We start from the raw sequence: 21,615 nt of genomic DNA, 5'->3' as shown, positions 1-21,615 counted from the left end.
AAAATCCGGTCCGGACCTCTCCGCCGAGCACCGGGCGGGCGACCGGAGCCGGTGCGCGCCGATACCTCGCGAAGCCCCTTTCACTGCCAGAGGTCTTGACAACTTGATTGGTCTGGACCAGTTTATCCGCCAGCGGTGACGACCGCTTCCGCTCCACCCGCGCGGCCCTTCCCCATCCCCGTCGCCGCGCACCCGTCCGTCCGCCAGCCCGCACCGCCGCACCATCCCCGCCACGCACCACCAACTCCCCACGGAGGACCCCGTGCAACGCTCCGCAGGCAGCAGAAGACGCAGAAGGCACACCTCCCGGCCCTTCCTCGGCGGCGCCATGGCCGTCATCGCGGCCGGCGCCCTCACCGTCACCGGACTGGTCTCCACCGCCCAGGCCGCCGACGTCAACAACGCCAAGAACGCGGGCTTCGAGTCGGGGCTCGCCAACTGGTCCTGTTCCGCCGGCAGCGGCGCCACCGTCACCACGCCCGTGCGCAGCGGCACGTCGGCCCTGAAGGCCACTCCGGCCGGCCAGGACCACGCCAAGTGCACGCAGACCGTGGCCGTGAAGCCCAACTCGACGTACGCGCTGAGCTCCTGGGTGCAGGGCGGTTACGCCTACCTCGGCGTGACCGGCAGCGGAACGACCGACGTCTCCACCTGGACGCCGGGCTCCTCCACCTGGACCAAGCTCTCCACGAGCTTCAAGACCGGCGCCAACACCACCTCGGTGACCGTCTACACCCACGGCTGGTACGGGCAGTCCGCCTACTTCGCCGACGACGTCGAGGTGACGGGCCCGGACGGCGGCGGTGGCGGCGACGGCCCCGGCCCGGTCATCCCGGCGGCCCCGGCCGGTCTCACCGCGGGTGCCACGACGACCTCTTCCGTGGCCCTGTCCTGGAACGCGGTCTCCGGCGCGACCGGCTACAAGGTGTACCGGGACGGTGTGCAGGCCACCACCTCCACCGGGACCTCGGCGACCGTCACGGGGCTGGCCGCCGACACGGCGTACCAGTTCACGGTGAGCGCCACCAACGCGGCCGGTGAGTCGGTCAAGTCGGCCGCCGTCAGCGCCCGTACGGCCAAGCCCGGTTCCGGTGGCCCCGGCCCCGCCGTGCCCAAGCACGCGGTGACCGGCTACTGGCAGAACTTCAACAACGGCGCGGCCGTCCAGAAGCTCACCGATGTGCCGGCCGACTACGACATCATCGCGGTCTCCTTCGCGGACGCCACGGCGACGCCGGGCGCGGTCACCTTCAAGCTGGACACGGCCGGTCTGAACGGCTACACCGACGCGCAGTTCCGCTCGGACATCAAGACCAAGCAGGCGCAGGGCAAGAGCGTCATCATCTCGATCGGCGGCGAGCTCGGCACGATCCGGGTCGACAACGACGCCTCCGCCACCGCGTTCGCCAACTCGGTGTACGCGCTGATGCAGGACTACGGCTTCAACGGGGTCGACATCGACCTGGAGAACGGCCTCAACGCCACCTACATGTCGAAGGCGCTGCGCCAGTTGTCGGCGAAGGCGGGCTCCGGGCTCGTGCTGACCATGGCGCCGCAGACCATCGACATGCAGTCGACGTCGGGTGAGTACTTCAAGACGGCGCTCAACGTCAAGGACATCCTGACCGTCGTCAACATGCAGTACTACAACAGCGGTTCGATGCTCGGTTGTGACGGCAAGGTCTACTCGCAGGGTTCGGTGGACTTCCTCACCGCGCTCGCCTGCATCCAGCTGGAAGGCGGCCTCGACCCGAGCCAGGTCGGCATCGGCGTCCCGGCCTCCACCCGCGGCGCGGGCAGCGGCTACGTCGCCCCGTCGATCGTGAACGCCGCGCTGGACTGCCTGACCAAGGGCACCAACTGCGGTTCGTTCAAGCCCTCGAAGACCTACCCGTCGCTCCGTGGCGCGATGACCTGGTCGACGAACTGGGACGCGACGGCCGGGTTCGCCTGGTCGAAGGCGGTCGGCCCGCACGTCCGCAGCCTGCCGTAACCGGTTATCACCACCGCACCACCCCGAAACCTGCAGCGCCGCCGCTCCCCCGGCGGCGCTGCGGCGTTTCACCTGGTCGCAGTCACCAAGGCAGTTCACGCACCTGCTGCACACACAGCACGATGAACAGCAGCCCGGCGAGGGCCAGCATCCCGTTGCTGAGCCAGCCGTTGCGCCACTGGCTGGGCGTACGGGAAGAGTTGAGCAGCCAGAGCAGGGTCAGGGCGAGGAAGGGCATGAAGAACGCGCCGAGCACCCCGTACGCGATGACCAGGCCGAACGGCTCGTCCAGCCAGAGCAGGGTCATCGGCGGGAAGGTGAGCCAGAGGAGGTACGCGCGGAACGGCAGCGACCGCTGCTGCCGGTCGACGACGGCCGGCCCCGCGTGCTCCTTCTCCGCAGCGTCCTCGGCGGCCGGGGCCCGGAACCGCTCCACGAAGTCGGCGAACATCAGGCTCACGCCGTGCCACACACCGATCAGCGACGAGAACGAGGTGGCGAAGAAGCCGACCAGGAAGAGCTTCGCTGTACCCGTGCCGAACCGGTCCTCCAGCACCTTGCCCAGGTCGATCAGCCCGCGGTCGCCGGAGGTGAGGGCGAGCTGCGAGGCGTGCAGCAGCTCGGCGCCGACGATGAGCATCGCGACGACGAAGATCCCGGTGGTGATGTAGGCGACCCGGTTGTCGAGCCGCATCACCTTCATCCAGGAGGAGTTGCTCCACCCCTTCGCGTTCACCCAGTAGCCGTACGCGGCCATCGTGATCGTGCCGCCGACACCGCCGATCAGCCCGAGGGTGTAGAGCAGCGAACCGTCCGGCAGTACGGGGACGAGCCCGGCGAACGAGGCCCCGACGTCCGGCACGACCCGGGCGGCCACGTACACGACCACCACGAACATGATGCCGATCAGGACCGTCATGACCTTCTCGAAGACGGCGTACCGGTTGAACCAGACGAAGGCCAGCCCGATCAGCCCGGTCACGATCGCCCAGAACTTCAGCCCCGGCCCGTCCGGGAAGAGCGCGACGATCGGCAGGGCGCTGGAGGACATGGCCGTGGCGCCGTAGATGAAGCCCCAGACGACGACGTAGATCGCGAAGTAGACGGTCGTCCACGCGCCGATGCTGCGCCACCCGTCGAAGAGCGTGCGCCCGGTCGCCAGATGCCAGCGGCCGGCGGCCTCGGCGAGCGAGATCTTGACGATGCAGCCGATCACCGCCGCCCACATCAGGGTGTACCCGAACTTGCTGCCCGCGATGAGCGTCGCGACCAGATCCCCGGCCCCGACCCCGGTCGCCGCGACCACGATCCCGGGCCCGATGTACTTCCAGCTGGACTTACGCGGTCGGGAGGCCGGCTCCCCTGTCTCTGTGGTTGCGCTTGTCTCGGACATGCCGATCAAGGAAGCGCAATCGGCGGGACGGCACAAGGGGGCGTGCGGGGATCGAGTGGTGAGGCCGGCACCATGGGCAGCCGCAGGTAGCCCTGGGTAGCTTCAGTCAGCCTGAGGTAGCCTTAGTTAGTCCAGTCCTTAGTCCATCCCTTCTCCTTTGGTGAGGCAGCCGTGGAAGCAGCCCGGCAGTACAACGTGCATGAGGCCAAGACGCACCTCTCCCGGATCCTGGAGCAGGTCGCCACCGGCGAGGAAGTCGTGATCAGCAAGGCCGGCGAGCCGGTCGCCAAGGTGGTGCCCCTGCGTCCGAAGGTCAGGAGGACCGGACGCGGGTCGCTGGCGGGCCGTATCCACGTCGCGGACGACTTCGACGAACTGCCCGACGACATCGCTGACGCCTTCGGGATGCGCTGATGCGCCTGCTGCTCGACACCCATGTGATCCTCTGGTGGCTCGGTGATTCCGACGAGCTGTCCGACCAGGTCAAGGACCTCCTCGACACGGAACCCTCCGTCCACCTCAGCGCGGTCTCCGCGTGGGAGATCGCCATCAAGCAGTCCCTGGGGAAGCTGGGCGGCCCGGACGACCTGGCGGAGCGCGTACGCGACAGCCAGTTCACCGCGCTGCCGGTCACCGCGGGACACGGGGTGCGGGCGGGCAGACTGCCTGCTCTGCACCGCGACCCCTTCGATCGGATACTGATCGCCCAGGCGCAGGTCGAGGGGATGACCATCGTCACCCGTGACAAGTGGATCCCGCGGTACGACGTCCCTGTCATGGCCGCCTGAACGGCCCGGCAGGCGTACGGGCGCGCACACGCACCGCACGCCCACCCGTCCCGGTCCCCGGGGCTGACGGCCCCTAGATCACCAGGCTGAGCAGCGCCGCGACCGCGAAGCCGGCCACCGACAGCACCGTCTCCAGGACCGTCCAGGACTTCAGCGTGTCGCGTTCCGAGATGCCGAAGTACTTCGACACCATCCAGAAGCCGCCGTCGTTCACGTGCGAGGCGAAGATCGAGCCCGCCGAGATCGCCATGATGATCAGCGCCAGGTGGGCCTGGGACAGGTCCTGGCCCTCGACCAGCGGGACCACGATCCCGGCCGTGGTGACGATCGCGACCGTGGCCGAGCCCTGGGCCACGCGGAGGACCACCGAGATCAGCCAGGCGAGCAGGATGACCGGCAGGCCCACGTCGTTGAACGTGTCGGCCAGCGCGTCCGCGATGCCGCTGCCCTTGAGGACCGCGCCGAAGATGCCGCCCGCGCCGACCACCAGCAGGATGTTGCCGACCGGCTTGAGCGAGGACGTGGAGACCGATTCCAGGGACTTGCGGGACCAGCCGCGGCGGATGCCGAGCAGGTAGTACGCGAGGAACAGCGCGATCGTCAGGGCCACGAACGGGTTGCCGAAGAACTCCACGACCGAGCGGAGAGTCGACGGGTCCAGCGCGATGGAGGAGAACGTGGCGGCGAGGATCAGGATCAGCGGCGTGCCGATGATCGCCAGGACCGTGAGGAGCGGCACCGGCTTCTCGTGCGGCGTGACGCCCGCCGCCCGCTGCTCGGCGGCGACGGCCTCCTTGGCCTCGGCCGCCGCATCCACCATGTCCTGCGGTACGTCGACGAAGATCCGCTTGCCGATCCAGGAGGCGTACGCCCAGGCGGCCAGGACGGACGGGATGCCGACGACGGCGCCCATCAGGATGACCCAGCCGAGCGACACGTTGAAGAGTCCGGCGGCGGCCACCGGGCCCGGGTGCGGCGGCAGGAACGCGTGGGTCATCGACAGGCCCGCCAGCAGCGGCATCGCGTAGAGCAGGATCGATTTTCCGGAGCGCTTGGCCGCCGCGTACACGATCGGTGCGAGGACGAAGATGCCGACGTCGAAGAAGACCGGGATACCGAAGACGAGACCCGTCATACCCATGGCGAGCGGGGCGCGCTTCTCGCCGAAGGCGTTCAGCAGGCGGGCGCTCAACACCTCGGCCCCGCCGGAGACTTCGAGGATCGCGCCGAGCATCGTACCGAGCCCGATGATGATCGCGACATGGCCGAGGATGCCGCCCATGCCGGATTCGATGACCGAGACGACGGCGGATTTCTGGACGGTGCCGAAGAGTTCGGTGACCGAGAGCCCGGCGCCGAGGCCGACGGCTATGGAGACCGCCAACAGGGCGACGAACGGCTGGAGTCTGACCTTGATGATCAGGAAGAGGAGGAGCGCGATACCGAGGGCGGCGACGGTCAGGAGACCGGCGGTGCCGTCGATCAGGAGGAGCAGGCCACCGGTGTGCGGTGGCGTCTCGACCGGCGGTGGGGTGGCGGCGAGCGGCATGGGAACTCCGATGGTGCTGGAGGGAGGGCAGGGCGGAGCGCGGCACGGCGCCCTCGGAGGACGGGGCGCCGTGCCGTACGGCACGTTGGAGAGTTGCTGCGGGTGGAGCAAGGTGATCAGTGCGGCAGGGCCTTCGGTGAAGCGGGAACGGTCAGCGGAGCTGGAGTCGTCAGCCGAGCCGGAACCGTCAGCTCAGCACCGCGAGCGCGTCGATCTCGATCAGCAGCCCCTTCGGCAGGCCGACGTAGACCGTCGTACGGGCCGACGGCGCCTCCTTCAGGTTCTGCTCGGCGAAGTACGTGTTGTAGATCTCGTTCATCTCCGCGAAGTGGTCCACGTCCGTGAGGTAGACGCGCATCATCATCACGTCGTCCCAGCTCGCACCGCCCTCCTCCAGGATCGCCTTGACGTTGGCGAAGGTCTGGAGGGTCTGCTCGCGCAGGGTGGGGCCGGCGGGCGTCGGGGCCTGGCCCTCGACGGCCGGGAGGAAGCCGACCTGGCCGGCGACCTGGAGGATGTTCCCCTTCTTCACGCCGTGCGAGAACTTCGCCGGCGGCGTGGTGTGGGTGGAGGGGGTGAGGGCGGTCTTCTCGGTCATGGCTGATCAGACTTTCTTGGGTCGGTTGGTGCCGGATCCTGAGTACTCCCGGCTGATGGTCTCGGCGGTGCGCCGGACCAGCGGGAGGAGGGTGAGGAGTTCCTCGGCCGTGACGACCACGTTCGGTGCGGACACCGACATGGCCGCGACGACCCGCCCGTCCGCGCCCCGGATCGGGGCGCCGACGCAGTTGATGGACTCCTCGTGGCCACCGAGGTCGGTGGCCCAGCCCTGTTCGCGCACGACGGCCAGCTCCTTGAGGAAGGCGGCCGCGTTCGGCGTCGAACGGGACGTGTACATGGGGTAGTCGAGCTTCTCCGCGATCGCGCGCCGCTCGGGGTCGGTGAGGTCGGCGAGCAGCAGCTTCGCCACGGCCGCCACGGTGATCGCCACCGGCTTCCCGATCCGCGAGTACATCCTGACCGGATAGCGGCTCTCGACCTTGTCGATGTAGAGGACTTCCTGCTCCTCGTAGACGGCGAGGTGCACGGTGTGCCCGCACCGGTCGTTCAGCTCGACCAGGTGCGGATGGGCGATCTCGCGTACGTCGAGGTTCTCGACGGCCTCCTGCGCGAGCGCGAAGAGCCGGGCGCCGAGGCGGTAGCGCTGGTCCTGCTGACGGTAGACGAGGCCGTGCTCGTGGAGCGTACGCAGCAGCCGCAGCGCCGTGGACTTGTGGACGCCGAGCCGCTCGGCGACCTGGCCGAGGTCGGCAGGGCCCTGGGCGAGCAGCGGCAGGATGCTGAGTGCCCGGTCGACGGTCTGGCTCATGGCGTACGTACCTCCTCGTCGGCCCGGTCGGCTGCGGTCCAGCCGGGGCCGAGACGAAGTCTCCCCCAGGCCTCGTCGTCGAGGGCGACGAGGCGGTCGGCGTGGTCGCGGGCGGGCGGTTCGGTGAGGTCGCCGGGGACGGTGAGGACGGCGGCGGCCATGAGATGCCCGTGCCGGACCCGGTCCCGTACGGACAGTCCGCGCAGGGTCGCGGAGAGAAACCCGGCGGCGAACGCGTCGCCCGCGCCGACGGCGGCGACGACGTCGACGTGGAGGGCGGGGACGTGGGTGACGGTGTCGGGGGCGTTCTCAGCCCCGGTGCCTTCCGTGGAGCGCGAGGCCGGGGCAACTTCAGCCCCTCCGTCCTCCGTGGAGCGCGAGGCCGGGGCAACTTCAGCCCCTCCGTCCTCCGTGGAGCGCGAGGCCGGGGCAATCTCAGCCCCTCTGGCGTTTGAGGAGCGGGGTCCGGGGCGGAGCCCCGAGGCGAACACCGTCGCGCCCGCGCTCCCCCGCTTCACGACCACCACCGAAGGCTCGGGAACCGCCGCCCGGATCGCCTCCGCGCCCACGATCCCCCACGCCTCCTCCGCCTCGTCCTCGCCCACGAACACCAGATCGGCCCGACGGGCCAGCTCCAGCAGCACGGACGCGTCAGCCTGACCGCCCCGCCACAAGTGCGGCCGATGGTTCACGTCGAACGACACCAGCGGACGGCCAGGACGCGCAGCCGTCAGCTCCCGCAACAGCTCCAGACAGTCCGCCGACAACGCCGCCGTGATCCCGGACAGGTGCAGCACGCGGCCCGCGAAGAGTTCCTCGTACGGCACGTTCGCCGGCGACATCGCGGACGCCGCCGACCCCGCTCGGTAGTACGCCACCTCGTGCGCACCCGCCCCGCGATCCGTCGCCGTACGGAAGTAGATCCCCGTCGGACGCACCGGATCCCGCCGCACGGCCGACGTATCGACCCCGTACCCCGCGATCGTCTCGACCAGATGGTCACCGAAGCCGTCCGCTCCGACCCGGCCGACCCAGGCCGCCCGGTGCCCGGCGGCGGCGAGCGCGCAGGCCACGTTGGACTCGGCGCCTCCGATCCCCCGCCCGAAGGACGGCACATCGGCGAGGCGGCCGGGCTGCGAGGGCAGGAACGTCACCATGGACTCGCCGAGACAGACGACCTCGGCGGTCGTGTCGGCGCGGGCCGTCCCTGCTGCGGGTCCGGACACTGAAGGCTCCTCGCTGATCGGCGTGCGGGCCGGTGGTCACCATTGACCGGGCATCGGCTCGGATGTTAGACAGCGTTGAGCGATATACGCAATGGGTGTTGCATATGTTGCAACAGACTTCGAGGAGCTCCCCTTGGCCGCCGAACGCCCCACCTCCCTCACCGCCTCCCTCGCCGAAGAGCGCGTCGACCACCGCTTCAAGGCGCTCCCGCCCGACGCCGAAGGCCTGACCGTCTCCACGCTCGCCGCCGAGCGCCGCAACCTCTTCACCGGCGGCTTCACCACGCCGGTCCTCGCGCTCTCCGCCGAGTCGGTCGAGCACAACCTCGCGCTGCTGGAGACGTACGCCGAACGCCACGGCCTCGCCTTCGCCCCGCACGGCAAGACCTCCATGTCCCCGCAGCTCTTCGCGGACCAGCTGAAGCGCGGCGCCTGGGGCATCACGGCCGCCGTGCCGCACCAGGCCCGCGTCTACCGTGCGTACGGGATCGGCCGGATCTTCCTCGCCAACGAGCTGGTCGACCCGGTCGCGCTGCGCTGGCTGGCCGGCGAGATGAGCGCCGACCCGGAGTTCCGCTTCATCTGTTACGTCGACTCCGTGCGCGGGGTCGAGCTGATGGAGGAGGCCCTGAGCGCGGCAGGCGCCACCCGTCCCGTCGACGTGGTCGTGGAGCTCGGCGCGGGCGACGGCGCGCGCACCGGCGCGCGTACGGAGGCCGACTGCGTGGCGGTGGCCGACGCGGTGGCGGTGGCCGGGTCGCTGCGGCTGGTCGGCGTGGCCGGGTACGAGGGCGAGGTGCCGGACGCCGATCCGGAGCGCGTACGGGAGTGGCTGCGGCGCCTCGTCCAGCTCGCCGCCGCCTTCGACACCGAGAAGCGGTTCACCGGCGCCGAGGAGATCGTGATCAGCGCGGGCGGCAGCGCCTGGTTCGACGCGGTGGCGGACGTCTTCGCCGAGATTCCCGAACTCAGCTCGCCCGTACTGAAGTTGCTCCGCTCCGGCGCGTACGTGTCGCACGACGACGGCCACTACAAGCACCTGACACCGTTCAACAGGGTTCCTGAAGAAGGCGCGTTGGAGCCGGCGTTCCGCCTCTGGGCGCAGGTCGTCTCGCGCCCGACCGGCGAGCAGGCGTTCCTGAACGCCGGCAAGCGGGACGCGGCCTACGACCTGGACCTTCCCGAGGCGCAGGTCGTCCGCTCCGGCCGGGACGGCTCGGTGCGGCCCGCCACCGGCATCACGGTCACCGGCCTCTCCGACCAGCACACCTGGGTCCGTACGGAGGCGGGCGCCGAGCTGGAGGTCGGCGACTGGGTCGGGATGGGCCTCTCGCACCCGTGCACGAGCTTCGACAAGTGGCAGCTCATCCCGCTGGTCGAGGCGGACGGCACGGTCAGCGACTACATCCGCACGTTCTTCTGAGCCGCCAACTCCACCGCTCCGAAAGGCCATCCATGGACCTGGTCCTGCGCGACGCGCTCGTCGTCGACGGCACCGGCGAGCCGTCCTACCGCGCCGATGTGGCGGTCGACGGCGGCCGGATCGCCGAGATCCACCGCGAGGGCTCTCCCGGCCCCCGTCCCACCGCCACCCGCACGGTCGACGCCGACGGCCTCGCGCTGGCTCCCGGCTTCATCGACATGCACGCCCACAGCGATCTGGCGCTGCTGCGCGACCCGGAGCACAGCGCAAAGGCGGCGCAGGGCGTCACGCTCGAAGTGCTCGGCCAGGACGGTCTGTCGTACGCTCCGGCCGACGACCGTACGCTCGCCGAGGTCCGCCGTTCCATCACCGGCTGGAACGGCGACGGTTCCGACATCGACTTCGACTGGCGCACGGTCGGCGGCTATCTGGACCGCCTGGACCGCAACTTCGGCGGCGAGGGCATCGCGGTCAACGCGGCCTACCTGATCCCGCAGGGCACGGTACGGATGTACGCCGTCGGCTGGGACGACCGCCCGGCCGGCGACGCCGAACTGGCCCGGATGAAGGAGCTGGTGGACCAAGGCATGCGGGAAGGCGCGGTCGGCATGTCGTCCGGGCTGACCTACACGCCCGGGATGTACGCGGACGACGCCGAACTCACCGAACTCTGCCGGGTGGTGGCCCGTCACGACGGCTACTACTGCCCGCACCACCGCAGTTACGGAGCCGGTGCGCTCGAAGCGTACGAGGAGATGGTGCAGCTGACCCGCAACGCCGGCTGCGCGCTCCATCTCGCCCACGCGACCATGAACTTCGGCGTGAACAAAGGCAAGGCGCCGGACCTGCTGGCCCTGCTCGACGGCGCGCTGGCCGCCGGGGCCGACATCTCGCTCGACACCTACCCGTACACGCCTGGCTGCACAACACTCGTGGCCATGCTGCCGAGTTGGGCGGGTGAAGGCGGCCCGGAGTCCGTCCTCACCCGGCTCGCGGACGCGGCGAGCGCGGAGAAGATACGCCACCACCTGGAGGTGCTCGGCTCGGACGGTTGCCACGGGGTGCCGATCGAGTGGGACACCATCGAGATCTCCGGCGTCAGCGTGCCGCACCTGGCCGAGTACGTGGGCCGTACGGTGGCGGAGTCGGCGAAGCTGCGCGGCGAGGAGCCCTGGGTGACCGCGCGGCGACTGCTCACCGAGGACCGGCTCGGGACGACGATCCTCCAGCACGTGGGCCATGAGGAGAACGTCCAGCAGATCATGCGCCATCCGGTGCACACCGGCGGCAGCGACGGCATCCTGCAAGGCGACAAGCCGCACCCGAGGGCGTACGGCACATTCCCGCAGTATCTCGGGCGGTACGCACGGGAGTTGGGCATCCTTTCGCTGGAGGAGTGCGTGGCCCACCTGACCTCGCGCCCGGCCGCCCGGCTGCGGCTGGCGGACCGGGGCCTGGTGCGCGAGGGCTACCGCGCGGACCTGGTGCTCTTCGACCCGGAGACGGTGGCGGCGGGCTCCACGTTCGCGGAGCCGCGCACGCTGCCGGTGGGCATCCCGCACGTCCTGATCGACGGGCGCTTCGTCATCGAGGAGGGCCGGCGTACGTCGGTGCTGGCGGGACGGGCGGTGCGAGGCGCGGGAGCCGCCTGAACATCCGCTACGAGGCGTCGGCGCCCAGGGCCCTTCACGAGGCGTCGGCGGCGCGCTCCGCCGCCCAGGCCAGGTCCTCCTCGGTCGGGGCGTCGTCCTGGGTGAGCGCGCGCCGCCAGTAGCCGCTGAACTCAACTGCTTCCTTGGGCAGTTGGCGCTCCGCCACCAGATGGCGGCGGAGCGCCCGCACCGCCGACGCCTCACCCGCCATCCAGGCCGCGTCCACGCCGTCGAGGTCCGCTCCGGCGTCCCGTACCGCCGCCACCAGCGAGCCGCCTGGGTCCCGGTGCACCCAGCGCACCTCGGTCCCTCCGGCGGCGGCCGGCAGCTCGCGCTCCTCCGCCGCGTCCGCGACCTCGGCGTACACGAGTGCGCTGGTCGCGGCCGGCAGCGCCTCCAGCACCGTGGCGATCGCGGGAAGCGCCGACTCGTCCCCGCCGAGCAGCATCCTGCGGGCGTCGGCGGGCAGCGGGCGGGCGTAGAGGGACGACGGGCCGACCATGCCGAGCACGTCACCGGGCCGGGCGGCCGCACCCCAGCGCGCGGCGGGCCCGACGTCGCCGTGCAGCACGAAGTCGACGGCCATCGCGTTGCGTTCGCGGTCGTAGGAGCGGACGGTGAAGCCGCGCAGCCAGGGCCGCCGCGCCTCCGGGATCGCGAGGAACGCCTCGTACCACCGCATGCCGTACGTGTCCTCGGCGTCCCGCTCCGGCAGCAGCCCCTCCTCCACGCTCCGGCCCTCGCGCGGCAGGCACAGCTTCATCTGCTGGTCGGGGCGGTCCTCCAGGAGGCCGGGCAGCGCGTCGCCGGTGAAGGCGACCCGGGCGGTGCGCGGCGTGATGCGTTCGACTCCGGTGACCCGTACATAGCTGACCGGCATGGCCTGACCCATGAGCCGCAGCCCCTCTCCCTGATATCTTTACGACATAAAGCTTTCCCGTACGGTCCGGCCGAAGTTACTTTATGGCGTAAGGAGTCGCAAGTGGTGGTCTTCGCCGGGCAGGGTGACGCCCGCCGCTCCCTCTCGCTGCTCTGGCGCGCGGAGGTCGCCGCACCGCCGCGCGTCGGCCCCGGGCCCAAGCCCCGGCTGAGTGTGGACGCCATCGTTGCGGCGGCCGTCGCGGTCGCGGACGAGGACGGCATGGCGGCCCTGTCGATGCGGGCCGTCGGCGAGCGGCTCGGGCGGACGGCGATGGCGCTCTACACGCACGTTCCGGGCAAGAGCGAGCTGCTGGACCTGATGTACGACGCGGTCCACGCCGAACTCCCTTCCACGTACCCGGAGTCGGAGAACTGGCGGGCGCCGGTCACCGCGTGGGCCGGCGAGGTCCTGGAGCTTTACGTCCGCCACCCGTGGGTGCTCCAGGTGTCGCAGGCGCGGCCGGTGCTGGGCCCGCACGAGTACGCGAACCTGGACACGCTCGTCCGGCTGCTCGGCGCGACCGGGCTGGCGGCCGGGACGGTGCGGCGGCTGGTGGGGACGCTGTTCCCGCTGGTGCAGGGCTCGGCGCGGACGGTGGCGGACGCGCGGCGGGCCGCGACGGCGACCGGGAGCTCCGACGAGGAGTGGTGGGCGGCGCGCTCGGCGGCCCTCACGGAGCTGGTGCCGGACTTCGCGGAACGCTTTCCGGCGGTGATCCGGCTGGAGCGGGACGGAGCGCCGGAACCGTATGACGCGCACGACGGCCAGGACGCGATGCCGTATCCGGAGCGGGAGGCGCGGGAGACGTTCCGGGTGGGACTCGGAGTGCTGCTGGACGGGATCGAGGCGGCGCGCGCCGGGCGGTCCTGAGGGAGGTCAGGACCGCCCGGCGTGCCTACGCACCCGGTACGGCTACGGCGTACGACTACGGCTTCGGCAGCCCGCAGCCCTCGCGGTCCAGGTCGATCTTGTTGCCGGTGCCGATGCACGGGACCATGTCGTACGTCTGCTGGGCGTAGTTGACGCCTTCGCGCACGGTCACCTCGCCGTTCTCGTCGACCTCGCACGGGTTGTTGTCCGTGCACTCCCGGCCGCTCTCGTTACCGGTGTTGTTGACGGCGACCACCTTCCCGGTGGCGTCGTCGATCACCGGCGAACCCGACGTACCGCCGATGGTCCGGCACTCCGGCGTGTAGCGGACCGAGTCCTTCCAGGTCCACCGGCCTTCCTTGAGCTGGTGGACGAAGCCGTCGATGTCGCAGCTGTAGGTGCGCTTCCAGTAGCCGGAGGCGACGGTGATGGCGGTGCCCGCGACCGGGTGCGCGGTCTCCAGCTCCAGCGCCTCGATGCCGTAACCGGTCTCTATCTGCTCGTAGGTGGAGGTGAGTTCGTAGAGCGAGAGGTCGGTGTCGGTCATGGTGCCGTACGCGATCTTGCTCGCCTTCAGCGTGCCGAGGCCGTTGCCCGAGGCGTCGAGCAGCGTGAACGTCCGCGTGGACGGCCGGTCGACGAGCACCTCGCCGGGGCCCGGGAAGCCGGTCTCCAGGCAGTGGCCGTTGGAGAGCACGAGCGCGGGGTCGGTCGGTGCGGAGTCGGGCGAACGGACCACGGAGCCCGAACAGTTGCTCAGCGCGACGGTCCCGGCGAAGGTCACGGCCTTCGCCTCGGCGGCGGAATCGGTCGCCGATCCGCCGGTCGTGGCCTTGGGTGCGGTTTCGGCCACAGCGCCACCCGGGCCCGCGACCGGACCGGCCGCGACGGCGGGCGCGGCGCCCGCTCCCAGGAGCAGGGCAGCAAGAAACGCACCGCTGAGAGGCTTGTTCATGTGGGGGGGGTCCCCTCCAGTGATGCCAAGGGCCGGAGATCTTCCGGCTTTTGACATGCGCATGGTGGTGCAGATGTCCGGCCGTCACAAGGGGCCGTTTCCGGCCGCGGCGGCCCGCCCAAGAAGCCGGGCCCGCCTCCCTACCTCCGGCCGGTCAGCGATCACCGGGTAACACCCACTCATATGTGCGTACTTGATCTCTCCCGGCCCGGTCGACCAGCCTGGTCTCATGTCCGACACCACAGCGGCACCGACCGCATCCACCTCTCCCACCCCTGTCACCCTGCTCGGCCTCGGCGCCATGGGCACCGCGCTCGCCCGCACCTGGCTCGCCGCCGGGCACCCTCTGACCGTCTGGAACCGCAGCCCGGGCCGCGGCGCCGAACTGGCGCGCGAAGGCGCGCGGGTGGCCGGGACGGCGGCGGAGGCGGTGGCCGCGAGCCCGCTCGTCGTCACCTGTCTGCTCGATGACGCGTCGGTCCGCGCGGCGCTGGCCGACGCCGACCTCACCGGCAAGGACCTGGTCGACCTCACCACCTCAACGCCGGCTGAGTCCCGTGACCGTGCGGCCTGGGCGGCCGAGCGCGGCGCCCGCTTCCTGGACGGCGGGATCATGGCCATTCCGCCGATGATCGGCGTGCCGGAGGCCGGCGGCTACGTCTTCTACAGCGGCTCGCGCGAGGTCTTCGACGCCCGCCGCGAGGTGCTGGCCGTGCCGGCCGCCACCCGGTACGTCGGTGAGGAGTTCGGCCTCGCCGCGCTGTACGACGTGGCGCTGCTCAGCGCGATGAACGCCATGTTCGCCGGGGCCCGGCACGCGGCCGCGCTGGTGGCGGACGCCGGGATCGACCAGAAGGCGTTCGGCGCGCTGGTTGCGGACTGGCTCACGGCGATGGCACCGGCGACGGCGGCGTACGCGGGCGGGCCTGTGCCGGAGGACCCGACCAGCGCGGCCGTGGCGGAGTCGGGAGACGCGACGCTGCTCCGTACGGCCCAGGAGCAGGGCGTCGACACGGCGCTGCTGATCGCGTCGGCGGGCTCGATGAACGGCATGTGACGGTCCGGGGCGACGATGCGGACCGGGCGGTTCCGGGCCGTCCCGGGCGGAAGCCCGGCCCGTCCGGCCCGCTCGGGTCAGGCGTCTGCCCGTCCGCCCGTCCGCCCCGTCCAGGTCAGGCCTCCGTCGCCGCGGCCTCCTTCGCGAACGTCACCGCCTGGAGCAGCGTCAGTCCGGGCTCGGCCTGGCGCAGGATCTTGATGGCCTCCACGGAGTCCGCCGGCCCCTCGTGCCCGGCGGCGGCGAGCCGCCGGCGCACCCACCGGCCGCGCAGCTCCGCGTCCGGGCGCCCGGCGGAGTCCTCGGCCAGGACCAGGGCGTGCTCCAGTCCGGGGCGCTCGGCGTCCGTGGCGGTCTCCAGCGCACGCCGAAGAGCGGCGACGACATCGGGGGCGTCGCGGACGACGAGTACGGCGAGGGGCTGCGGCTTCCGGAACAGGCTCATGGTCCACCGTTACCCGAGTCGGCCCGGCTCTCACCGGAGTTGAGTAAGATCTGAGCAGCCCGCGGAGGGCCTCGGTCCAGAGACCGAGACCCTCCGGACGCGCACTTCGGTCCGCAGCCGGAGGCACGACCGCGCCCCGGCTGCGTACGGTCGGCGTATGACACTCGACCTCGACGCGTACGTCGCCCGTATCGGCTGGACCGGGAACCTCCGCCCCACACGTGAGGTGCTGCGGTCCCTGCACCGCGCCCATCTGTCCGGCATCCCGTTCGAGAACCTGGACGCCGTCCTCGGCTCCGCTCCGTCGCTGGCGCTCGACGACCTGGAGGCGAAGCTCGTGCGCGGCGGGCGCGGCGGGTACTGCTTCGAGCACGGCACCCTCTTCGCCGCCGTCCTGCGGCAGATCGGCTTCTCCGTGACGCCGCTGACGGCCCGCGTGATGCTGGGTGCGGCGCCGGGGGACATCCGGCCACGTTCGCACATGCTGCTCCAGGTGGACGTGGAGGGTGATCCGCACCCGTATCTGGCGGACGTCGGCTTCGGGGCGACCGGCGCCTTGCTGGAGCCCATCGAGCTGGTCGAGGGCGCCGAGCTGTTCGACGCCCCGCGCCACCACCGGCTCGTCCACGTCGCGCACGACGGCCCGCTGCCGACGTGGGAGCTGCAGGCGGACAAGGGCGGCTCGTGGGAACCGCAGCACTCGTTCACGCTGGAGCCGTTCGAGGCGCCGGACTACGAGATGATGAACTGGCACGTCGCGACGCACCCGAACTCGCCGTTCCGGCAGGCGGTGTACGCGCAGCGCACCCGGATCGGCTCGCACCTGTCGCTGGCCGGGCTGGACCTGGTGGAGACGGCCGACGACGGCACGGTCAAGGAACGGCGGCTGAAGGACGGCGACGAGGCGTTGCGGGTCCTGGCGGACGACTTCGGCATCCGGCTACCGGAGGGCGCCCGACTGCCGGAGTGACCGCACCCGACTGCCGGAGTGACCGCACCCGACTGCCGGAGTGACCGCACCCGGCAACCGAGGTCACCCCCGCGTGGCGCATCTCACCCGCCGCGCCCGCCCGCGCTCCTTTCCGGCCTTTCCAAGCCGCGGCCCCGCCCCGACCGGACGATCCCACGGTCCGGGGCCGGGGCGGCCTTGCCGATGGAAGCCGGAGCGTGGCGGCGGGCCGGAGCGGAGGTCGCGAGGACGGCGCAATCTCCGCGCACCGCGCGAAACGCGGCCGTAAGCTCGCGGACATGCAGGTCATCCAGTCCACCAAGCTCGCCAACGTCTGTTACGAGATCCGGGGCCCCGTGCTGGAGGAGGCGATGCGGCTCGAAGCGGCCGGTCAGCGCATCCTCAAGCTCAACACGGGCAATCCGGCCGCGTTCGGCTTCGAGTGCCCGCCGGAGATCCTCGAGGACATCCTCCGGAACCTTTCGGGCGCGCACGGCTACGGCGACGCGAAGGGCCTGCTCCCGGCGCGGCGCGCGGTGGTGCAGCACTACCAGACCAAGGGGATCGACGACCTCGACGTCGAGGACGTCTACCTCGGCAACGGCGTCTCCGAGCTGATCCAGATGTCGATGCAGGCGCTGCTCGACGACGGCGACGAGGTCCTCGTACCGGCTCCGGACTATCCCCTGTGGACGGCGTCGGTCTCGCTGGCCGGCGGGACGGCCGTGCACTACCGGTGCGACGAGCAGGCCGACTGGATGCCGGACCTGGCGGACATCGAGCGGAAGATCACCGACCGCACCAAGGCCCTGGTGATCATCAACCCGAACAATCCGACCGGCGCGGTGTACGACGACGAGATGCTGCGCGGTCTCACCGAGATCGCCCGGCGCCACAACCTGATCGTCTGCTCCGACGAGATCTACGACCGGATCCTGTACGACGGCGCGACCCACACTCCGACGGCGGCGCTGGCCCCGGACCTGATGGTGCTGACCTTCAACGGGCTCTCGAAGAACTACCGAGTGGCCGGCTTCCGCTCCGGCTGGCTGGCGGTCTGCGGCCCGAAGGCGCACGCCACCTCGTACATCGAGGGGCTCACGATCCTGGCCAACATGCGGCTCTGCGCCAATATGCCCTCCCAGCACGCCGTGGCCACCGCGCTCGGCGGCCGGCAGTCGATCGAGGACCTGGTGCTGCCGGGCGGCCGGATCCTGGAGCAGCGGGACACGGCGTACGACCTGCTGACGTCGATCCCCGGAGTGACCTGCGTGAAGCCGAAGGGCGCGCTGTACCTCTTCCCGCGGCTCGACCCGAGGGTCTACAAGATCAAGGACGACCGGCAGATGGTGCTGGACCTGCTGCGGGCCGAGAAGATCATGGTCGTGCAGGGTACGGGGTTCAACTGGCCGGAGCCCGACCACTTCCGCATCGTGACGCTGCCGGCGACGGAGGAGCTGCGGGACGCGGTGACGCGGATCGGCACGTTCCTGGACGGTTACGGCCAGCCGTAGGCCTGTCGTCCTCGAGCATCGATGGCCGGATCGGGCACAAACTTAGACTCGATCCAATGTAGGATGGACACCCAGCATCACCGGGAGGCCATCCATGTACGAGCCGATCCGCACCCCATCGGTCCACAGCCCGGCCGACGACGCGGACTTTCCGCACCGCAGCCGCGAGGAGGAGCTGGACATCCAGCTCGCGGGACATCTCGCCGCGCTCCTCGCGGTCACCGACGAACTCGGCCTCGGCCCGGCCGGCGACCGCATCGCCGAACAGGTGGCACGGCTGCGCGGCGCTCCGCCCGCCCGCCACGCCGCCCTCACCGACGCCGCTCCGGCGTCCCTGCACCGCCGCGCCCACGCCTTGGCGGGCCGCGCGCTGGTGGTGGCCGCGTCCCGCGCCGACACCACCGCCGCCATCCTCTCCGCGCAGCGGATGGACGCCCACACCGAGGCCCTCGCCGACACCACCGCCTCCGGGCAGCTGGTCGGCGCCCACTGACGGCCCCGGTCCGCGTGCCGCCAGGGCGCGCGGACCGGGCGCCACGGCCTCTCACGCTCCGGAATCAGCCCGGCCCCGGAACGAGACCGGCCCCCGGAACCTGAGGGGGTTCCGGGGGCCGGGCGGGCGTCCTTGGTCGGGGACACCCGGGGCCGTCTGCGACGACAGGCCCCGTACCGCGGCGGATCGTCGATTCCACAGGTCAGGGCGGATCTCCGATGGACCCGGCCGCGGAGTTCAGCAGGCCGAGCGGACGTACGGGCTCAGCCCAGCCGCTCCACCAGCGCGCGGTACTCGTCCCACAGCTCCTTGGGCGTGTGGTCGCCGAAGGTGTTGAGGTGCTCGGGGACCAGGGCGGCCTCCTCGCGCCAGACCTCCTTGTCGACCGTGAGCAGGAAGTCGAGGTCGGCCTCGGAGAGGTCCAGGCCCTCGGTGTCGAGCGCGCCCTTGGCCGGCAGGATGCCGATCGGCGTCTCGACGCCCTCGCCCTTGCCTTCCAGCCGCTCCACGATCCACTTGAGGACGCGGCTGTTCTCACCGAAGCCGGGCCAGACGAACGTGCCGGCCTCGTTCTTGCGGAACCAGTTCACGTAGTAGATCTTCGGCAGCTTGGCCTGGTCCTTGTCGGCACCGACCTTGACCCAGTGGTTCATGTAGTCGCCCATGTTGTAGCCGCAGAACGGCAGCATGGCGAACGGGTCGCGGCGCAGCTCGCCGACCTTGCCCTCGGCGGCCGCCGTCTTCTCGGAGGCGACGTTGGCGCCGAGGAAGACGCCGTGCTGCCAGTCGAAGGACTCGGTGACCAGCGGTACGGCGGAGGCGCGGCGGCCGCCGAAGAGGATGGCCGAGATCGGCACGCCCTTCGGGTCCTCCCACTCGGGCGCGATGATCGGGCACTGTCCGGCCGGGACGGTGAAGCGGGCGTTGGGATGGGCGGCGGGCGTGGCGGACTCCGGCGTCCAGTCGTTGCCCTTCCAGTCCGTGAGGTGCGCGGGCTTCTCCTCCGTCATGCCCTCCCACCAGACGTCACCGTCGTCCGTCAGCGCCACGTTGGTGAAGACGGAGTTGCCCCACATCGTCTTCATGGCGTTGGCGTTGGTGTGCTCGCCGGTGCCGGGCGCGACGCCGAAGAAGCCGGCCTCCGGGTTGATCGCGTAGAGGCGGCCGTCCTCGCCGAACCGCATCCAGGCGATGTCGTCGCCGATGGTCTCCACGGTCCAGCCGGGAATGGTCGGCTCCAGCATGGCGAGGTTGGTCTTGCCGCAGGCGGACGGGAAGGCTGCAGCGACGTACTTCGACTCACCACGCGGCGGCGTGAGCTTGAGGATCAGCATGTGCTCGGCGAGCCAGCCCTCGTCGCGGGCCATCACGGAGGCGATGCGGAGCGCGTAACACTTCTTGCCGAGCAGGGCGTTGCCGCCGTAGCCGGAGCCGTACGACCAGATCTCGCGGTCCTCGGGGAAGTGCGAGATGTACTTGGTGGTGTTGCAGGGCCACGGGACATCCTCCTGGCCCTCGGCCAGCGGCGCTCCCAGCGTGTGGACGGCCTTCACGAAGAAGCCGTCGGTGCCCAGCTCGTCCAGGACCGCCTGGCCCATCCGGGTCATGGTGCGCATGGAGACGGCGACGTACGCGGAGTCGGTGATCTCGACGCCGATGGCGGAGAGCGGCGAGCCGACGGGCCCCATGCAGAAGGGGACGACGTACATGGTGCGCCCGCGCATGGACCCGCGGAACACACCGTCGGCACCGGTGAAGATCTCCCGCATCTCGGCGGGGTCCTTCCAGTGGTTGGTCGGGCCCGCGTCCTTCTCCTCCTTGGAGCAGATGAACGTACGGTCCTCGACGCGGGCGACATCGCTCGGGTCGGACGCGGCGTAGTACGAGTTCGGCCGCTTGATCTCGTCCAGCTTGGTGAACGTGCCCTTGGCGACGAGCTCCCTGCACAGGCGCTCGTACTCGGCCTCGGAGCCGTCGCACCAGACCACCCGGTCGGGCTGGGTGATGGCTGCGATCTCTTCGACCCAGGAGACCAGCTCCTGGTGGTGGGTGGGGACAGTGAGGGGAGCCGCGATGTCGCGCGCCACGATCGCTCCTTGATGAGGGTGTGTGTTGTCAGGTGCCCCGTGGGGGCTGCGACCCGGATGCTTCGTACCCTTCGATCCCCTGGCGCTCATCCGGTGCCGACCGCACTCATTTGATCATCCGACCGTTTCGCCCATCTGTCCAGGGGGCCTCACACGTGAGCATGGCCACTCATATTCGTTACCTACGGTTGCGTAGGTAACATGCGGATATGACTGACGCCGCTGCTGACGCCGCGACCACAACCCCGACCGGGGCGACCACGGGCCCTGTCGAACTCGACCCCGTACCCGTCAAGCCCCGGATGCGCGGCTGGCTGCACGCCGGCATGTTCCCGGCGGTGCTGATCGCCGGGATCACCCTGATCGCTCTCACCGACACCACCCGCGGCCGGATCGCGTGCGCCATCTACATCGCGACGGCCTGTCTGCTCTTCGGCGTGAGCGCGGTCTACCACCGGGGCACCTGGGGCCCGCGCGGGGAGGCGGTGCTGCGCCGCCTGGACCACGCCAACATCTTCCTGATCATCGCCGGGACCTACACCCCGCTGACCCTGCTGCTCCTGCCCGAATCCACCGGACGGCCGCTGCTCTGGGCGGTCTGGGCGGCTGCGGCGGCGGGCATCGCGTTCCGGGTCTTCTGGGTCGGCGCCCCGCGCTGGCTCTACACGCCGTGCTACATCGCGATGGGCTGGGCCGCGGTCTTCTTCCTGCCCGACTTCATGCGGACGGGCGGCATCGCGGTCCTGGTGCTGGTCATCGTGGGCGGCCTGCTCTACAGCGCGGGCGGCGTGATCTACGGCATCAAGCGGCCGAACCCGTCGCCGCGCTGGTTCGGCTTCCACGAGGTCTTCCACTCGCTGACGCTCGCGGCGTTCGTGGCGCACTACGTGGGCATCTCGCTCGTGGCGTACCGGCACGGATAGGACACAA

General features: G+C 70.8%; 20 protein-coding genes. 11 read left to right on the top strand and 9 right to left on the bottom strand.

Annotation, left to right across the window (positions count from 1 at the left end; translation table 11 throughout):
- Window positions 1-262: 262 nt before the first annotated feature.
- Window positions 263-1,993, top strand: a complete 1,731-nt coding sequence (locus tag ABZ267_RS01405) for a glycoside hydrolase family 18 protein (RefSeq protein WP_356747056.1) — start codon at window positions 263-265, stop codon at window positions 1,991-1,993.
- Between the two features lie 82 nt (window positions 1,994-2,075).
- Here the strand turns inward: ABZ267_RS01405 and ABZ267_RS01400 are convergent, their stop codons facing one another.
- The gene (locus tag ABZ267_RS01400) at window positions 2,076-3,386 is read right to left on the bottom strand and encodes an Nramp family divalent metal transporter (RefSeq protein WP_356747058.1); all 1,311 of its coding nucleotides are present in this window, start codon (window positions 3,384-3,386) and stop codon (window positions 2,076-2,078) included.
- Window positions 3,387-3,557: 171 nt separating this feature from the next.
- Here ABZ267_RS01400 and ABZ267_RS01395 point away from each other — a divergent pair, with 171 nt between their 5' ends.
- Together ABZ267_RS01395 and ABZ267_RS01390 are read left to right on the top strand one after the other, a co-directional pair.
- Entirely contained in the window at window positions 3,558-3,800 is a 243-nt protein-coding gene (locus ABZ267_RS01395; protein ID WP_356747060.1) for a type II toxin-antitoxin system prevent-host-death family antitoxin, read from the top strand.
- The gene (locus ABZ267_RS01390) at window positions 3,800-4,174 is read left to right on the top strand and encodes a type II toxin-antitoxin system VapC family toxin (RefSeq protein WP_356747062.1); all 375 of its coding nucleotides are present in this window, start codon (window positions 3,800-3,802) and stop codon (window positions 4,172-4,174) included. Before ABZ267_RS01395 ends, ABZ267_RS01390 begins: the two co-directional genes overlap by 1 nt.
- A 73-nt stretch (window positions 4,175-4,247) precedes the next feature.
- On the opposite strand, the gene ABZ267_RS01385 is transcribed toward ABZ267_RS01390, so the two are convergent.
- From ABZ267_RS01385 to ABZ267_RS01370, 4 genes are all read right to left on the bottom strand, one after another.
- On the bottom strand, window positions 4,248-5,723 hold the full coding sequence (locus ABZ267_RS01385; protein ID WP_356747064.1) for a gluconate:H+ symporter: 1,476 nt from the start codon (window positions 5,721-5,723) through the stop codon (window positions 4,248-4,250).
- Between the two features lie 187 nt (window positions 5,724-5,910).
- A complete protein-coding gene (locus ABZ267_RS01380; protein WP_103509953.1) occupies window positions 5,911-6,321 on the bottom strand; it encodes a RidA family protein in 411 nt (136 codons plus the stop codon).
- A gap of 6 nt (window positions 6,322-6,327) precedes the next feature.
- Entirely contained in the window at window positions 6,328-7,092 is a 765-nt protein-coding gene (locus tag ABZ267_RS01375) for an IclR family transcriptional regulator (protein ID WP_356747066.1), read from the bottom strand.
- Window positions 7,089-8,318 carry a sugar kinase gene (locus tag ABZ267_RS01370; protein ID WP_356747068.1) on the bottom strand — a complete coding sequence of 410 codons (1,230 nt, stop codon included), beginning with the start codon at window positions 8,316-8,318 and terminating at the stop codon, window positions 7,089-7,091. Before ABZ267_RS01370 ends, ABZ267_RS01375 begins: the two co-directional genes overlap by 4 nt.
- 91 nt (window positions 8,319-8,409) lie before the next feature.
- On the opposite strand from ABZ267_RS01370, the gene ABZ267_RS01365 reads away from it, so the two are divergent.
- Window positions 8,410-9,741, top strand: a complete 1,332-nt coding sequence (locus ABZ267_RS01365; RefSeq protein WP_356747070.1) for an alanine racemase — start codon at window positions 8,410-8,412, stop codon at window positions 9,739-9,741.
- Between the two features lie 32 nt (window positions 9,742-9,773).
- On the top strand, window positions 9,774-11,393 hold the full coding sequence (locus tag ABZ267_RS01360; protein ID WP_356747072.1) for a D-aminoacylase: 1,620 nt from the start codon (window positions 9,774-9,776) through the stop codon (window positions 11,391-11,393).
- Between the two features lie 34 nt (window positions 11,394-11,427).
- Here the strand turns inward: ABZ267_RS01360 and ABZ267_RS01355 are convergent, their stop codons facing one another.
- Entirely contained in the window at window positions 11,428-12,285 is an 858-nt protein-coding gene (locus tag ABZ267_RS01355; protein WP_356747073.1) for a siderophore-interacting protein, read from the bottom strand.
- Between the two features lie 90 nt (window positions 12,286-12,375).
- Here ABZ267_RS01355 and ABZ267_RS01350 point away from each other — a divergent pair, with 90 nt between their 5' ends.
- The gene (locus tag ABZ267_RS01350; RefSeq protein ID WP_356747075.1) at window positions 12,376-13,185 is read left to right on the top strand and encodes a TetR/AcrR family transcriptional regulator C-terminal domain-containing protein; all 810 of its coding nucleotides are present in this window, start codon (window positions 12,376-12,378) and stop codon (window positions 13,183-13,185) included.
- A 55-nt stretch (window positions 13,186-13,240) separates the two neighbouring features.
- On the opposite strand, the gene ABZ267_RS01345 is transcribed toward ABZ267_RS01350, so the two are convergent.
- Window positions 13,241-14,140, bottom strand: a complete 900-nt coding sequence (locus ABZ267_RS01345) for a serine protease (protein WP_356747077.1) — start codon at window positions 14,138-14,140, stop codon at window positions 13,241-13,243.
- A gap of 229 nt (window positions 14,141-14,369) precedes the next feature.
- Here ABZ267_RS01345 and ABZ267_RS01340 point away from each other — a divergent pair, with 229 nt between their 5' ends.
- Window positions 14,370-15,197 (top strand): NAD(P)-binding domain-containing protein, encoded by an 828-nt coding sequence (locus tag ABZ267_RS01340; protein WP_356747078.1) that lies wholly within the window; start codon window positions 14,370-14,372, stop codon window positions 15,195-15,197.
- 115 nt (window positions 15,198-15,312) lie between these two features.
- On the opposite strand, the gene ABZ267_RS01335 is transcribed toward ABZ267_RS01340, so the two are convergent.
- Window positions 15,313-15,642, bottom strand: coding sequence for a hypothetical protein (locus tag ABZ267_RS01335; RefSeq protein ID WP_356747080.1), 330 nt, complete (start codon window positions 15,640-15,642; stop codon window positions 15,313-15,315).
- A 157-nt stretch (window positions 15,643-15,799) separates the two neighbouring features.
- On the opposite strand from ABZ267_RS01335, the gene ABZ267_RS01330 reads away from it, so the two are divergent.
- The 3 genes from ABZ267_RS01330 (at window position 15,800) to ABZ267_RS01320 (ending at window position 18,598) form a co-directional block, all read left to right on the top strand.
- Complete coding sequence (locus ABZ267_RS01330; RefSeq protein ID WP_356747082.1) at window positions 15,800-16,612, top strand: arylamine N-acetyltransferase; 813 nt, start codon at window positions 15,800-15,802, stop codon at window positions 16,610-16,612.
- 278 nt (window positions 16,613-16,890) lie between these two features.
- Window positions 16,891-18,105, top strand: a complete 1,215-nt coding sequence (locus ABZ267_RS01325) for a pyridoxal phosphate-dependent aminotransferase (RefSeq protein ID WP_356747084.1) — start codon at window positions 16,891-16,893, stop codon at window positions 18,103-18,105.
- 94 nt (window positions 18,106-18,199) lie between these two features.
- Window positions 18,200-18,598: a hypothetical protein gene (locus ABZ267_RS01320; protein ID WP_356747086.1), complete on the top strand. Its 399-nt coding sequence runs from the start codon at window positions 18,200-18,202 to the stop codon at window positions 18,596-18,598.
- A 263-nt stretch (window positions 18,599-18,861) separates the two neighbouring features.
- On the opposite strand, the gene ABZ267_RS01315 is transcribed toward ABZ267_RS01320, so the two are convergent.
- On the bottom strand, window positions 18,862-20,685 hold the full coding sequence (locus ABZ267_RS01315; protein WP_356747088.1) for a phosphoenolpyruvate carboxykinase (GTP): 1,824 nt from the start codon (window positions 20,683-20,685) through the stop codon (window positions 18,862-18,864).
- A gap of 209 nt (window positions 20,686-20,894) precedes the next feature.
- Between ABZ267_RS01315 and ABZ267_RS01310 the strand changes: the two genes are divergently transcribed.
- Window positions 20,895-21,608, top strand: a complete 714-nt coding sequence (locus ABZ267_RS01310; RefSeq protein ID WP_356747090.1) for a hemolysin III family protein — start codon at window positions 20,895-20,897, stop codon at window positions 21,606-21,608.
- Window positions 21,609-21,615 lie beyond the last annotated feature (7 nt).

Source organism: Streptomyces sp. NPDC006174 (assembly GCF_040614075.1).
Classification (GTDB): domain Bacteria; phylum Actinomycetota; class Actinomycetes; order Streptomycetales; family Streptomycetaceae; genus Streptomyces.
The sequence above is the reverse complement of the archived record's forward strand: the minus strand, read 5'-3'. Positions and strand labels throughout refer to the sequence as shown.